Genomic DNA, 13,556 nt, shown 5'->3' on the forward strand with positions numbered 1-13,556 from the left:
ACAGCACGATGAGCGGTCAGCAGTCGCTCGACCCGGGGAGGACGATCTCAAGCCGGTTCGGGGACAGATCCGCGACCGGACGGGCCAGAATTTTCGGTAGGACGGCGCCCGGCATCGCTGAGCCGTGGACGTAGGCGATCGTCCGGCCCACCCGGAGCTCGGGCGGTGTCCAGGCGGGCGAAGCCGAGATCGGTGACTCCATCAGGCTGAGATACCGTCATCGGAGTCCCTCGACTGATAGGTGTTGCATGGTGGACGTTGTGGTCCTCTCCGACGATCTACTGGCTGAAATGGCAGGCTACGGCAGAACACTGGTGGCGTTCTCCGGCGGTGTCGACTCCAGTGTCGTCCTCGCCGCGGCGATGCGTGCTCTCGGCGCCGGTCAGGTCGCCGCGGTGACGGCCGTCTCGCCGTCGCTGCCCGCCGCCGAGCTGGAGGCCGCGCGGGAGTTCTGCGCGAGACTGGGTGTCACGCACCACACGCCGGCCACCGACGAGATGGACGTGGCCGGCTACCGGGAGAACGGCCCGCGGCGCTGCTACTTCTGCAAGAGCGTGCTGCTGGACACCGCGAACTCCCTCGCCGCCAAGCTCGGCTACGAGACGATCACCACGGGCACCAACGCGTCTGACGTCGCCGCCGGGTTCCGCCCCGGGATCAAGGCGGCGGCCGAGCGCGGCGCGCGCACCCCGCTCGCCGACGCCGGTCTGGACAAGGCGGCGGTGCGCGCCATCGCCCGCCACTGGGGACTGGCCGTCTGGGACAAACCGGCCGCCGCCTGCATGGCGAGCCGGGTCGCGTACGGAATTTCGGTCACACCCGCGCGGCTGGCCCGCATCGAACGGGCCGAAACAGCCGTCCGCAGCGCCCTCGGCGGCTCTGTCCGCGACCTGCGGGTCCGTGATCTCGGCGACGCCGTACGCCTTGAAATCGACTCTGACCTGGTCGAACGCGCTCGCGACAACGGTGCGGTGAGCATCGCGATCCGCGAGGCGGGGTTCGACACCACCCCCATCAGGGTGGAGACATTCCGGTCCGGATCCATGAACGACGTTCTGGCCGATTCGGATACGGGAGAATGAACCAGACCTGAATTCGGTCGGACCCTCCCGGCCGTTGGTCACCGGACTCCCAGCCGTTAGTCTTGCCCGGTACAGCTCGCGACGGGACGGCTCATGCCCACGATCGGAGATAGCCAGCGGATGACGCCAGACCGACCTGAGTTCCGTCGTCTCGACAGCTCACACCTTCTGCTGACCGGCGCCACCGGCTTCCTCGGGCAGGCGACGCTCGAGAAGCTCCTGTCCTCCTATCCGGGAGTGCGGGTCTCGGTGCTGATCCGGCCGAGGCCGGGCCAGCCCGCACAGCGCCGCTTCGACGGCCTGCTCCGCAAGCCCGTCTTCCGCCGGCTGCGCGAGAAGATCGGCGAGGAGGAGCTGCGCCGCATCGCGGCCGAGCGCGTCAATGTCATCGAGGGCGACCTGGGCGAGGTCACCTTGCCGGGCGACCTCGACGTGGTGATCCACGGCGCGTCCACGGTCTCCTTCGACCCGCCCATCGACGAGGCGTTCCGCACCAACGTCTCCGGCGTCGTGACCCTGTACGAGGCCCTGCACAAGGCAGGCGCCGACCCGCACGTCGTGCACGTGTCCACGGCCTACGTCGCCGGGGTGCGCAAGGGCGTCGTGCCGGAGGACCGCCTCGACCACACCGTCGACTGGCGCACCGAGCTGTCCGGCGCGCTGGCCGCCCGCACCGACGTCGAGCGCGACTCGCGCCGGCCCGAGGTGCTGCGCAAGTCGATGTCGCGCGCCCAGGGCGAGCACCGCAAGGCGGGCCCCCAGTCGGTCGTCTCGGCCGCCGAGGAGGCCCGGCAGGAATGGGTGACCGACCGCCTCGTCGACTACGGCCGCGCACGCGCGCAGAGCCTCGGCTGGCCGGACGTCTACACCTTCACCAAGGCGCTGGGCGAGCGTGCGGCCGAGGAGATGTGGGGCGAACGCCGGCTGTCCATCGTCCGGCCGGCCATCGTCGAGAGCTCGCTGCGCCACCCGTACCCGGGCTGGATCGACGGCTACAAGATGGCCGACCCGCTGATCATCGCGTACGGGCGCGGCGTCCTGCCGGAGTTCCCGGGCCTGCCCGACAGCGTGGTCGACATCATCCCGGTCGACCTGGTCGTCAACGCGACCCTCGCGGTCGCCGCAGCCCCGCCCGAGGTGGGCACCACCGGTTACTTCCACGTCGGCTCCGGCTCGCGCAACCCGCTGCCCTTCCGCAGCCTGTACGAGAACGTCCGCGCCTACTTCCAGCGGCACCCGATGCCGGCCGGCGAGCGCGGCCACGTCCAGGTGCCGGTGTGGCGGTTCCCCGGCGCCCGCCAGGTCGAGATGATGCTGAGCGGCAGCGAGCGCGCCACCTCGATGGCCGAGCGTGCGCTGCTGCGGCTGCCCGCCTCGGCCAAGACCCGCGACTGGATGACGGCGGTGCACCGGCAGCAGTCCAACCTGGACTTCCTGCGCCGCTACTCCGATCTCTACCAGGCCTACACCGCGGCCGAGGTCATCTACGACGACAGCCGCACCAACGCGCTGCACCGCCTGATCCCGGCCGACCTGGCCGAGGAGGACGGCTTCGACCCGTCGGACATCGACTGGGCGCACTACCTGCAGGAGGTGCACTCCCCCAGCGTCACCGAGCTGATGCGCGGCTTCTCGCGCAGCCGCGGCGGCAGCAGGCGCACGGTCACTCCCTCGCTGCCGGAGCGCACCGACGTCGCGGCCGTGTTCGACCTCGAGGGCACGATCGTCGCCTCCAACCTGATCGAGTCCTATCTGTGGGCCCGCATGTCGTCGCTGCCGCGGTCCCAGTGGAGCGGTGAGCTCGCCGACCTGGCCCGCTCGCTCCCCAAGTACCTGCGGGCCGAGCGCCGCGACCGCGGCGACTTCGTCCGCGCGTTCCTGCGCCGCTACGAGGGCGCCGGCATGGACGAGCTGCGCGACCTCGTGGACGACGTCCTCGGCGACGCCCTGCTGCAACGCGTCATGCCCGAGGCCGTACGCCGGATCCGCGCCCACCGCGCCGCCGGGCACAAGACCATCCTGATCACCGGCACCGTGGACGTGTTCGTCCGGCCTCTCGCGGGCCTGTTCGACGAGGTCGTCGCGAGCCGGATGCACACCCGCGACGGCGTGCTCACCGGCTATCTGGACTCCCCGCCGCTGGTCGACGAGGCACGCGCCGCCTGGCTGCGCCGCCACGCGAGCGACACGGGCATCGACCTGGAGGGCTCGTACGCGTACGCGGACAGCTACTCCGACCGGCCGCTGCTGGAGGCCGTGGGCACCCCCGCGGCGGTTAACCCGGACCCGTCGCTGTACCGCCACGCCAAGCGCAAGCACTGGCGCATCTACGAATGGGGCACTCACACCCGTGGACGCGGAGACGTGCTGATCGACACTATCGGGACCCTCAAGAACGGAGCGGTGAGCGCCCGATGATCCTCGCGCTCGAATACCACCGGTCGCCGGGCCGGTTCATCGCCGCTCGCAGCCTGACCGCCACCAAGCTCGGCGGGCGCATGAGCGGCATGATCGCCGGCAACGTCTCGCCGCTGCGCCTGATCAACCGCCAGGCGCCCGAGCTGCCCGGCGAGGGCTGGACCCGGGTGACGCCACGGCTGTCCGGCATCTGCGGCTCCGACCTCGGGCTGCTGACCGGGCGTTCCTCCCCGTACCTGTCCCCGATGACCTCGATGCCGTTCGTCCCCGGCCACGAGGTCGTCGGCGAGACCCAGGACGACCTGCCCGGCATGCCCAAGGGCACGCGGGTGGTCATGGACCCGGTGCTGTCCTGCGTCGCCCGCGGCACCCCGGAGTGCCGTTGGTGCGCGTCGGGCCATCAGAGCCGCTGTGACCACATCACCACCGGCCGCATCTCGGCCGGCCTGCAGACCGGCAGCTGCGCCGACACCGGCGGCGGCTGGAGCCGGCAGTTCGTCGCGCACGCCAGCCAGCTGCACGCGGTGCCGGACGAGCTTCCGGACGAGCGCGCGGTGCTGGCCGAGCCACTCGCCTGCGCGGTCCACTCGGTACGCCGCGTGAAGGTCGCGCCCGGTTCCACCGCAGTGATCATCGGGGCGGGCACCGTCGGCCTGCTCACGCTGCTGGCGCTGCGCGAGCTCACCGAGGTCGGTGCGGTGTACGTCGTCGCCAAGCACGGTCACCAGCAGGAGAAGGCCAAGGCCCTGGGCGCGACCGCGGTCATCGAGCCGCGCAAGGCGATCCGCGCGCTGCGGCGCGTCACGGCCGCGCGGATGCACACGCCCGAGATCGGCGGCGACTTCCTGCTGGGCGGCGTCGACGTCGCCTTCGAGTGCACCGGCGGTTCGAGCGGCCTGGACACCTCGCTGCGGCTCGTACGCGCGGGTGGCACGGTCGTCGTGTCCGGCATGCCGAACGGCGGGGTCGACCTGACGCCTCTGTGGTACCGCGAGCTGGAGCTCGTCGGGGCCTACTGCTCCGGCGCCGACGGGGCGGACTTCGCCGACGCCATCAGGCTCGCCGGCACCGCGCCCCTCGACGGTTACGTCGGTACGACCTATCCCCTCGCCCGCTGGCGCGAGGCCATCAACCACGCTGCCGATGCGGGACGTCTCGGCACCGTCAAAGTCGCCTTTGATCCGGCCCGTTAGGAAGGTTACGAGTGAGCAGACCAGGCTTCGTACTCGACGTGGATGAGCGGACTCCACCGCTGCTCATGCACCAGGGTGAGGGCTTCCGGCTGGAGCGGTTGCCGCTCGGGGCGAAGGTCATCTACCCGCCGGACTCCCTGCCCGGGATCCGGAACGTCGACGCCGCCATCCGGCACGCGCTGCTCAACCCGCACGGCACCGAACCGCTCCCCGAGCTGCTGACGCCCGGGATGCGGCTGACCATCGTCTTCGACGACCTGTCGCTGCCGCTGCCACAGATGCAGACACCGGACGTACGCCAGCGCATCATCGAGCAGGTGCTCGAGATGGCCGCGGCCAAGGGCGTCGACGACGTGGAGCTGATCGCGGGCAACGCGCTGCACCGCCGGATGACCCCGGCCGAGCTGAGGCGCACCGTCGGTGACCGCGTCTTCCAGGCGTTCTTCCCCGAGCACCTGAAGAACCATGACGCGGAAGACCACGACAACCTCCTGCACATGGGCAAGACCAAGCACGGTGAGGACGTCGAGATCAACCGTCGGGCCGCCGAGAGCGACCTGATCGTCTACGTCAACATCACGCTCACCGCGATGAGCGGCGGGTCCAAGTCGGTCTCGGTCGGCCTGGCGAGCTACAAGAGCCTCAAGCACCACCACAACGTGCACACGCTTCGGCACTCGAACTCCTTCAACGACCCGCCGAACTCCGCGATGCACCACTCGTACGACCGGATGAAGGGCGTGATCGACGATCACGTCAAGGTCTTCACGGTCGAGACGACGGTCAACAACAACACGTTCCCCTCCTCGATGGGCTTCCTCAACAAGCGCGAGTGGGAGTGGAACGTCCGCGACCAGGCGTCCTACGTCGCGGTCAAGCGTGCCAACGAGCTGCTGCCGGCCAAGACCCGGCGCCGGATCTGGCAGTCGACCGCCGCGCCGTACGGGGTGACCGGCGTGCACGCCGGCGAGCAGTCCGAGGTGCACCCGCTGACGCTGGAGAACGTCCACCGCCAGCAGCTCACCGAGGTGAACGGCCAGTCCGACGTGGCGATCTACGGGCTGCCCTACGTCTGCCCGTACAACGTCAACTCCGTGATGAACCCGATCCTGGTGATGTCGCTCGGGCTCGGCTACTTCTTCAACCTGTACAAGAACAAGCCGATCGTCCGGCAGGGCGGCGTGGCGATCTTCTACCACCCGGTGCCGAACGAGTTCCACCCGGTGCACCACCCGAGCTACATCGACTTCTTCGAGGAGATCCTCACCGAGAGCACCGACCCGGTGCTGCTGGAGACCAAGTACGAGGAGCAGTTCGCCAACGACCCCTGGTACATCCAGCTCTACCGGAACAGCTACGCCTACCACGGCGTGCACCCGTTCTACATGTGGTACTGGGGCGCTCACGCGCTGGAGCACCTGGGTGACGTGATCTTCGTGGGCGGCAACCGGAAGACGACCTCCCGGATGGGCTTCCGCTCGGCCACGACTCTCGCGGACGCTCTGGAGATGGCCAAGGACACGGTCGGCTCCAGCCCGTCGATCACCTACCAGCACGCCCCGCCGCTCACGCTGGCGGACGTGCGATGAGCCTCCGCAGGGAGGTCCGGCTGCTGCGTCATGGGCGGGACTGGCGGGGTCGCTCCACGGTGCCGCAGTCGGCCGAGCCGCACATGATCGAGCAGGAGGGACGCGACTTCCCCACCGCCTGGGCACGTACGCGGGTGGCCGTGGCGGTCCGGTCCGGTCTGCGCCGTACGCTGCTCAAGCCGGTCGCGTTCCGCCAGACGACGCCGGTGATCGAGGGCACCGAATACCTCGACGGCGTGCGCGGACCGGTGGTGTTCGTGGCGAACCACTCCAGCCACCTGGACACCCCGCTGATCCTCGGCTCGCTGCCGGAGCGGTTCGCCGACCGCGTCGCGGTCGGCGCGGCGTCGGACTACTTCTTCGACGTCCGCTGGCGCGCGACACTGACGGCGATCTTCTTCAACGCGTTCCCGGTCGAGCGGTACGGCTCGCGACGGCTGCGCAGCCTCGCCCTGGACCTCGTGGACGACGGGTGGAGCCTGCTGCTCTACCCCGAGGGCACGCGTTCCGAGGACGGCTGGATCAACCCGTTCAAGCTCGGCGCCGCGATGCTGTGCGTGACCAAGGGCATCCCGTGCGTGCCGATCGCACTGCGGGGTTCGTACGCCGCGATGCCGCGGGGACGCAACTGGCCTCAGCCGGGCAAGCCGCGCGTCACCGTACGCTACGGCCGCCCGCTCGTCCCGGAGGAGGGCGAGGACGTACGCGCCTTCCGTGTGCGGATGGCCAAGGCGGTCAGCCAGCTCGCGGCCGAGGAGGATCTCGGCTGGTACGGCGCCCTGCGCGCCGCCGCCGACGACGCCCTCGAGCTGCCGGGCGGTGCCCGCCCGGTCCGCCCGGGCGCGCTCGCGAACCAGGACGGCGGGCAGAACGGGTCGGGCGACCAGGTGTCGCACTGGCGCCGCATCTGGGCGTCGACCCAGCCGCTGTCCGACAAGCGCCGCAAGGTCTGGCGCGACTGACGCCGGAACGAGGGTGGCCTCCGCCGCGGAGGCCACCCTCGTTCCGTTCATGGCCGCCGCGTGTTCCCGGCGGACACGGGGGCACGACCGGGCGACGAGTCCTACACGACGCGTGAAGCGCGCGATCTGATCGGGCGCGGCCGGACAGGGGGACACCTGACATGGATGAGCCGCAGGACCGCCTCCCCGCCGAGCTGGTCCGGGCCTTGGGCGACGACGCGCTCGGTCCACCGGACCAGCCCGCGTTCCTGCTCGTCACGACCGACGAGGACGGGGGCCCGCGGATCAGCATGCTCAGCGTCGGTGAGCTGCTCGTCCACGACGAGCGGACCCTGCGGGTCGCGCTGTGGCCGGGTACCCGTACGGCCGGCAATCTCGGCCGCGGGGGCACCGCACTCCTGGCCGCCGTCTCCCCCGGCTCGGTGACCTACGTGTGGACGCGCCCGGCCCGGCTGATCGTCCCGGAGGACGCCGGCCTGGAGTGCTTCGAGCTGACGGCGACCGTCGCACGGGCGGACGCGCACGCGGGGATGCCGGTGACCAGCGGGATCACCTTCCGTGCCGAGGACCAGGAGCAGGCGGTGGCGTCCTGGCGGCGTCAGCGTGACCTACTCGCCGACGCCCGGCGAGAGTGAGACGCTCACTCGCGGCGGCCTTCGAGAACGGCTCGCGCCGAAAGCCGGGAGGCCGACCGTGACGACGCTGGTGACCGGGGCGACCGGCCACATCGGCCGGCTCGTCGTCGACCGGCTCGTCGAGGCGGGCGAGGACGTACGGGCACTGACCCGCGACCCGGCGCGCGCTGCGTTCCCCGCGGGCGTCACGGTGGTACGGGGCGATCTCACCGAACCCGGCACACTCGCCGAGGCCTTCCACGGCGTCGAGCGGCTCTACCTGTTCCCGGTCCCCGCGACGGCGCACGCCGTGGTCGGGCTCGCCCGGCGCGCCGGCGTGCGCCGCGTCGCCGTCCTGTCCTCCGGTGCCGTCACCGGCGGCGCCGACACGGACTTCCATCGCCTCGTGGAGCGGGCCGCCGAGGAGTCCGGGCTGGAGTGGACGCACGTACGCGCGGGTGAGTTCGCGCTGAACATGCTCTGGCTGTGGGGGCCGCTGATCCGCGCCGAACGCGTCGTCTACGACCCGTTTCCCGATATCGGCCGGTACCCGACGCACGAGGCGGACATCGCCGACGTCGCCGCGACCGTGCTGCTCGAGGACGGCCACGCCGGCGCCGCGTACGACGTGACCGGACCGGACCCGATCGGCCACCGCGGCCAGATCCAGAGAATAGCGGCGGCCATCGGCGAGGACATCCGGCTCGTGGTCGTCGAACCCGAGGAGGCACGCGAGCGGTACCTCCGCCCGGGTGGCCTCGCCGCCGCCAACGCCAGGTTCCTCCTCGGGCTCGATGACGGCGACGAACCCCTGACCGTCCTGCCGTACGCGCCCCCGTCGGAGATGGGGCCCCCGACCGCCGAGGCCGTCACCGGCCGGCCGGGGCGCTCCTTCACTCAATGGGTACACGACCACGCCGACGACTTCCGCTGAGCCGCCGGCCATGCGCCTCGATCACGTGGCCGCGCCAGAGCCCGGCACCTCAGGCCAGGCTGGTGCGCAGGCTCGTGACGCGGTTGCGCGCGGCGTCGAACGTCGTCTGGCTGAGCTGTCCGTTCCGCAGTGCGTTGGCCAGGCCGGTCAGTGCGTTCTTGCCGTTGGTGGGGCTCTCCCCGCACACGAGGAGCAGGTCCATTCCCGCCTTGGCGGCCGACACCGCGCGCTGTGCCGTCGTGCCGAAGTTGGACAGGCCGTTCGCGGTCAGGGAGTCGGTGATCGTGACTCCCTTGAAGCCGAGGCGGCCACGCAGCTCGTTCTGGATGATGGTCGAGGACAGGCCGGCCGGGAAGTCGGGGTCGAGTGCCGGGTAGGTGGCCCACGACAGCATGACGAGCTTGACGCCCGCGCTGATCGCCGGAGTGTACGGCGCCTCGTCCACGGAGCGCAGGGTGGAGGCGGAGGCGGTGAGCGTCACCGGCTTGGAGTCGGTGTTCTGGCTCGCGGTCGCCGACCCGAGGCCGGGGAAGTGCTTGGCGGCCGCCGCCACCTTGTACGCCTGCTGCGCCGTGATGAAGGCGCTGCCGAGCTGCCCGCAGACGGCCGGGTCCTTGCTGTAGGACCGCCCGTACTGGTCCTCGAAGTCGCCGGCGGTGCGGTACACGTCGAGGACCGGGGCGAGGTTGACGTTCATGCCGACGCTGGCGAGGAGCTGGCCGGCCACGTCGCCGGCGTCACTGGCGGCCGAGAGCGGGTCGGACGACTGGCCGATCTGCTTCTCCGACATCGTCGGGCCGCCCGGCAGCCGTCGCACCTGGCCGCCCTCCTGGTCGGTCATCAGCAGGAGCGGCGCGGTGACCGGGCTGGAGCGGTTGGCCGCCTTCAGGTCCTCGCACACCGAGTTGATCTGGTTCAGGCTGGAGATGTTGTCGCCGAAGAAGATGACGCCGGCCGCTCTCCCGGCGGTGATCGCGTCGAATATGGCCTGCGGTACCGCCGTGCCCGAGTAGGAGTAGATGATCCGCTGCCCGGCCTGCTGCTCGGGGGTCAGGGTCGCCGCCGGTGCCACGCTTCGTACGGCGGCGCGCGCGGTGCCGGTCAGGCCGAGGGTGGCGAACGCGGCACCGGCGCCGGCGATCATCGCGGTGCGCCGGGTCATGGAGTTGTCGTTCATCGCGTGTGCGCGCACGGGCTCCGGTAATGGCGCCGGAGGGGATGCGCTGCCTCTCTTCCTCTGTGGTCTCGCCGCGGAGCGGCGGTGCGGGGGCCTCGGCTCACGCCGGGGGGAGAATGCCTCGGGCCGGACGGGTCCGGCGTCATGGGCTCAGCCGTTCGCCAGCGCCTGGACGCGCGAGTAGTCGCCGTTGAAGTAGTCCTGGTCACCGGGGAAGGTGCCCGCGTCGGCGAACTGCCAGATCGTCTGGAAGCCCCAGTTGTAGGGCATCGGGCCGGGAGAGCCGTTGTAGTTGGCGAGCATCAGCGGGTTGGTGGAGGAGAAGTCGCCCGTGTTGCCGGTGCACTGGCTCCACCAGCTGGTCGCCGTGTAGATGACCGGCCAGCGGCTGGTCTTGGCGTGGTACTCGTTGCTGAAGGAGAGGATCCAGTTGACCATGCCGGAGGCGGACAGCCCGTAGCAGGCCGCGCCGTAGGGGTTCCACTCCATGTCGAGCATGCCGGGGAATGTCTTGCCGTCCCTGGACCACCCGCCGCCGTGCGCGACGAAGTAGTCGGCCTGGGCCGCGCCGGACGAGGTGTTCGGCGTCGCGAAGTGGTACGCGCCGTGGACGAGACCCGCGTTGTACGCGCCGGTGTACTGCTGGCTGAAGTACGGGTTCGTGTAGTTGGTCGACTCGGTCGCCTTGGAGTAGGCGAACCTGGCGCCGTTGGCGGCGACCGCCGACCAGCTGACGTTGCCCTGCCAGCTGCTGACGTCGAGGCCGGGGGTCTGCGCGACGGCCGGCCGGAGCAGCACCTTGCCGGAATCCGGCACATGCCTGGCCACCTGGGAGCCGAGCCAGTCCCGCTCCGGATGGGTTACGGGGTCGGCCGAGGCGCCGGCGGGCTGGGCGGCGGCGAAGAGCGCACCGCACACCACGGTCGCGACCGAAAGGGCTGCCAGGCGGGACTTACGCCCCGTCCGGGGAGAGCGTCTGAGTAGTGCCACGTGATCCTCCAAGGAGGGGGAGACCTGGGGACTGTCGTGCACTCCGCGGCCGGACACTCGCGCGGCCGGTCACGTCGGCGGGATACGGCGGATGGGCATGGCTCCTTCCGGTCGTACACCACACCCGCTAGTACGTAGATATCTTGCGCGGCGGCTCAGGAAAAGGTGGAAAATTATCCCAACTATCCGGGTCGGGTTGGTAGTTCTCCCCCACGCCCCAGGTCAGCGGGGCCGGACCGCTCCCGAGGGCCGGTGAAATTGGCCGGATCCGGCAGCCTCCGGCGTGTCACACGGTGACGGCCTTATCCAGGCTGCGATGGAGAGGCGGGCCCGCGCCGACCGGGCGTACGGCGTGCCGGCGAAGTCTCAGCGAACTCCGCGGGGACGGAACTGGATGCTGATCCGCGGCCCCGCCGGGCGCGCGGTCTTGGGGATCGCGTGCTCCCAGGTGCGCTGGCAGCTGCCGCCCATGACGATGAGGTCGCCGTGGCCGAGGTCGTGGCGCAGCGCGTGGCCGCCGCCGCGCGGGCGGAGCAGCAGGCTGCGCGGGGCACCGACCGAGACGATCGCGACCATGGTGTCCTCGGTGCTACCGCGTCCGATGCGGTCACCGTGCCAGGCCACGCTGTCCGCGCCGTCGCGGTAGAGGCACAGTCCGGCCGTACGGAACGGCTCGCCGAGCTCGTCGGCGTAGTGCGCGCCGAGCGCCTCCCTGGCGGCGAGGAGGACGGGGTCGGGAAGCGCCTCGTCCTCGTCGTAGAACTTCAGGAGCCGCGGGACGTCGACGACACGGTCGTACATGTGCCGCCTCTCCGCATGCCACGGCACGGTCTCGGCCAGCCGGTCGAAAAGGGTGTCGGAGCCGGTGAGCCAGCCCGGCCGCAGGTCGATCCAGGCTCCGCGGTCGAGGACCGTGCGCCGTACCGACGAGCCGAGCTCACCCAGGCCGACCTCGTCGGCACAGTCCAGCAGCGAGCCCTGGAGCGCAAGCGTCATGGCACCAGTGTACGCCCCAGTTCAAACAGGTGTTCGAAGACCCATGGGCTCGCGCGACCACGGCCGGGGAACGTCAGTGGCGGCGCGACGCGGCGAGGACCAGTCCCGCGGTCGCCGCGCCGGTGGTGAGGAGGAAGGCGATCCGAAAGCTCGCGTAGTCCGGCGACGGGCCGAGCGTGAGCGTGAGCACCGCGACGGTGACCGCCCCGGAAAGGTACTGGGACGTGGTCAGCAGCGCACCCGCCGTGCTCTGGTGCGCGGACGGCACGTCGTGCGTGCCGATGATGAACATCGACGTGTAGATGATCCCGTGCCCGAACCCGCTGAGGACCAGCCCCGGCAGCAGGTCGGCCGCGTACGAGTCACCGTGCAGGGTGACCGCGAGCCAGAGCAGGCCGGCCGTGGCGATGGCGAACCCCGTGACGAGGGCCGTGCCGGCGCCCAACCGGCGCACGGCCCGGCCCGCCGTGGTGCCGCCCGCGGTGACCATGACGGCCAGCGGGAGGAACGCGAGCCCCGCCTCGAACGGCGTGTACCCCTTCATGGACTGCAGGAGAAGAGTGAGCAGGTAGAACTCCGAACCGACGCTCGCCATGTAGAGCGCCGTCGCCAGCGCACCGGAACGCAGCGAGCGCGTACGCCGCAGCACGTGCTCGATCAGTACGTTGCCGGAGACCCTCTCGTTGCGGACGAACCCCGCGAACAGCGCGAGGGCGGACCCGAGGCAGACCACGGTCGGCGCGGCCGCCCAGCCGCGGTCGGAGCCGAGCGTGAGCCCGAGGACGAGCGTGAGGACGGTGCCCGTGCCGAGCACCGAGGCAAGCATCGGGATCCGGCCCGCCGGGACGTGCTCGCGTGCGGGGCCGACCCAGACCGCCGCACCCAGTGCGCACAGCAGCGTGAGCGGGACGTTGACGTAGAACGTTAGCCGCCACGACGCCGTCGTCAGCAGACCGCCGAGGATGGCGCCGGCGGCGAGCCCCGACGCGCCGACCGATCCCCAGACGGCGAGCGCCCTGCTGCGTTCCGGCCCCGCGGGAAAGGTCGTGCCGATGAGACCGAGCACGGCCGGCTGGAGCAGGGCCGCGCCGAGCCCCTGGGCGGCGCGCGCCGCCAGGAGGACGGTGCCGTCCTGCGCCGCGCCGCCGACCGCGCTGGCGACCCCGAACATGATGATGGCGCCGATGAAGAGACGCGCCGCCCCGACCCGGTCCGAGAGCCGCCCGCCGACGACGAGGAACCCGGCGAACAGCACCGCGTACGCGCTGATGACCCACTGGGCGAGCGCCGGCGCGAGGCCCAGGTCGCCGGCGATGCTGGGCAGGGCGATATAGATGATCGAGTAGTCGAGGGCGATGAGGAACTGGGCCAGGGACAGCACGGCCAGTGTGGCGGATCGGCGCTGGGTGACCGGCGCCGCCGCTGTCATAACGCTCAAGAACGTCTCCGTCGCGGGGAGAGACAGGGATCCCGCCGAGGGTACGTGCGATGGACGACGATCGGTCGGCCGAGATGCCCGAGGGCACTCGCCCGGCCGGTTCCGGCCGACGTCCGCGCGCGACATGTCTGTCCTCCACGTGAGTGGAGGGCCCTGGTCGAAC

11 protein-coding genes are annotated in these 13,556 nt (G+C 71.0%); 7 read left to right on the forward strand and 4 right to left on the reverse strand.

The features are described 5' to 3' along the window. Nucleotides 1–248: 248 nt before the first annotated feature. The 7 genes from larE to FB559_RS40350 all read left to right on the forward strand — a co-directional run bounded on the left by larE (nucleotide 249) and on the right by FB559_RS40350 (nucleotide 8,792). Entirely contained in the window at nucleotides 249–1,082 is an 834-nt protein-coding gene (gene larE / locus FB559_RS40320) for an ATP-dependent sacrificial sulfur transferase LarE (protein ID WP_141962847.1), read from the forward strand. Between the two features lie 120 nt (nucleotides 1,083–1,202). Beyond that, nucleotides 1,203–3,500, forward strand: coding sequence for an HAD-IB family hydrolase (locus FB559_RS40325; protein WP_141962848.1), 2,298 nt, complete (start codon nucleotides 1,203–1,205; stop codon nucleotides 3,498–3,500). Beyond that, a complete protein-coding gene (locus FB559_RS40330; protein WP_141962849.1) occupies nucleotides 3,497–4,693 on the forward strand; it encodes a zinc-dependent alcohol dehydrogenase in 1,197 nt (398 codons plus the stop codon). The genes FB559_RS40325 and FB559_RS40330 overlap by 4 nt, the downstream gene beginning before the upstream one ends. 11 nt (nucleotides 4,694–4,704) lie before the next feature. Then, nucleotides 4,705–6,282 carry an NPN-dependent hydroxyacid isomerase, LarAH14/15/16 family gene (larAH, locus tag FB559_RS40335; protein ID WP_221640680.1) on the forward strand — a complete coding sequence of 526 codons (1,578 nt, stop codon included), beginning with the start codon at nucleotides 4,705–4,707 and terminating at the stop codon, nucleotides 6,280–6,282. Further along, on the forward strand, nucleotides 6,279–7,244 hold the full coding sequence (locus FB559_RS40340; RefSeq protein ID WP_141962850.1) for a lysophospholipid acyltransferase family protein: 966 nt from the start codon (nucleotides 6,279–6,281) through the stop codon (nucleotides 7,242–7,244). The genes larAH and FB559_RS40340 overlap by 4 nt, the downstream gene beginning before the upstream one ends. A gap of 161 nt (nucleotides 7,245–7,405) precedes the next feature. After that, nucleotides 7,406–7,879, forward strand: a complete 474-nt coding sequence (locus FB559_RS40345) for a pyridoxamine 5'-phosphate oxidase family protein (protein ID WP_141962851.1) — start codon at nucleotides 7,406–7,408, stop codon at nucleotides 7,877–7,879. A gap of 58 nt (nucleotides 7,880–7,937) precedes the next feature. Next, nucleotides 7,938–8,792 (forward strand): NAD(P)H-binding protein, encoded by an 855-nt coding sequence (locus tag FB559_RS40350; RefSeq protein ID WP_141962852.1) that lies wholly within the window; start codon nucleotides 7,938–7,940, stop codon nucleotides 8,790–8,792. 49 nt (nucleotides 8,793–8,841) lie between these two features. On the opposite strand, the gene FB559_RS40355 is transcribed toward FB559_RS40350, so the two are convergent. The 4 genes from FB559_RS40355 to FB559_RS40370 form a co-directional block, all read right to left on the reverse strand. Next, nucleotides 8,842–9,984 carry a glycoside hydrolase family 3 N-terminal domain-containing protein gene (locus tag FB559_RS40355; RefSeq protein WP_221640681.1) on the reverse strand — a complete coding sequence of 381 codons (1,143 nt, stop codon included), beginning with the start codon at nucleotides 9,982–9,984 and terminating at the stop codon, nucleotides 8,842–8,844. Between the two features lie 135 nt (nucleotides 9,985–10,119). Next, a complete protein-coding gene (locus tag FB559_RS40360) occupies nucleotides 10,120–10,959 on the reverse strand; it encodes a lysozyme (RefSeq protein WP_221640682.1) in 840 nt (279 codons plus the stop codon). 366 nt (nucleotides 10,960–11,325) lie between these two features. Further along, nucleotides 11,326–11,955 carry an alpha-ketoglutarate-dependent dioxygenase AlkB gene (locus tag FB559_RS40365; protein WP_141962853.1) on the reverse strand — a complete coding sequence of 210 codons (630 nt, stop codon included), beginning with the start codon at nucleotides 11,953–11,955 and terminating at the stop codon, nucleotides 11,326–11,328. A gap of 73 nt (nucleotides 11,956–12,028) precedes the next feature. Then, entirely contained in the window at nucleotides 12,029–13,384 is a 1,356-nt protein-coding gene (locus FB559_RS40370) for an MFS transporter (RefSeq protein WP_141963302.1), read from the reverse strand. Nucleotides 13,385–13,556: the final 172 nt, after the last annotated feature.

The organism is Actinoallomurus bryophytorum, from assembly GCF_006716425.1.
GTDB lineage: Bacteria > Actinomycetota > Actinomycetes > Streptosporangiales > Streptosporangiaceae > Actinoallomurus > Actinoallomurus bryophytorum.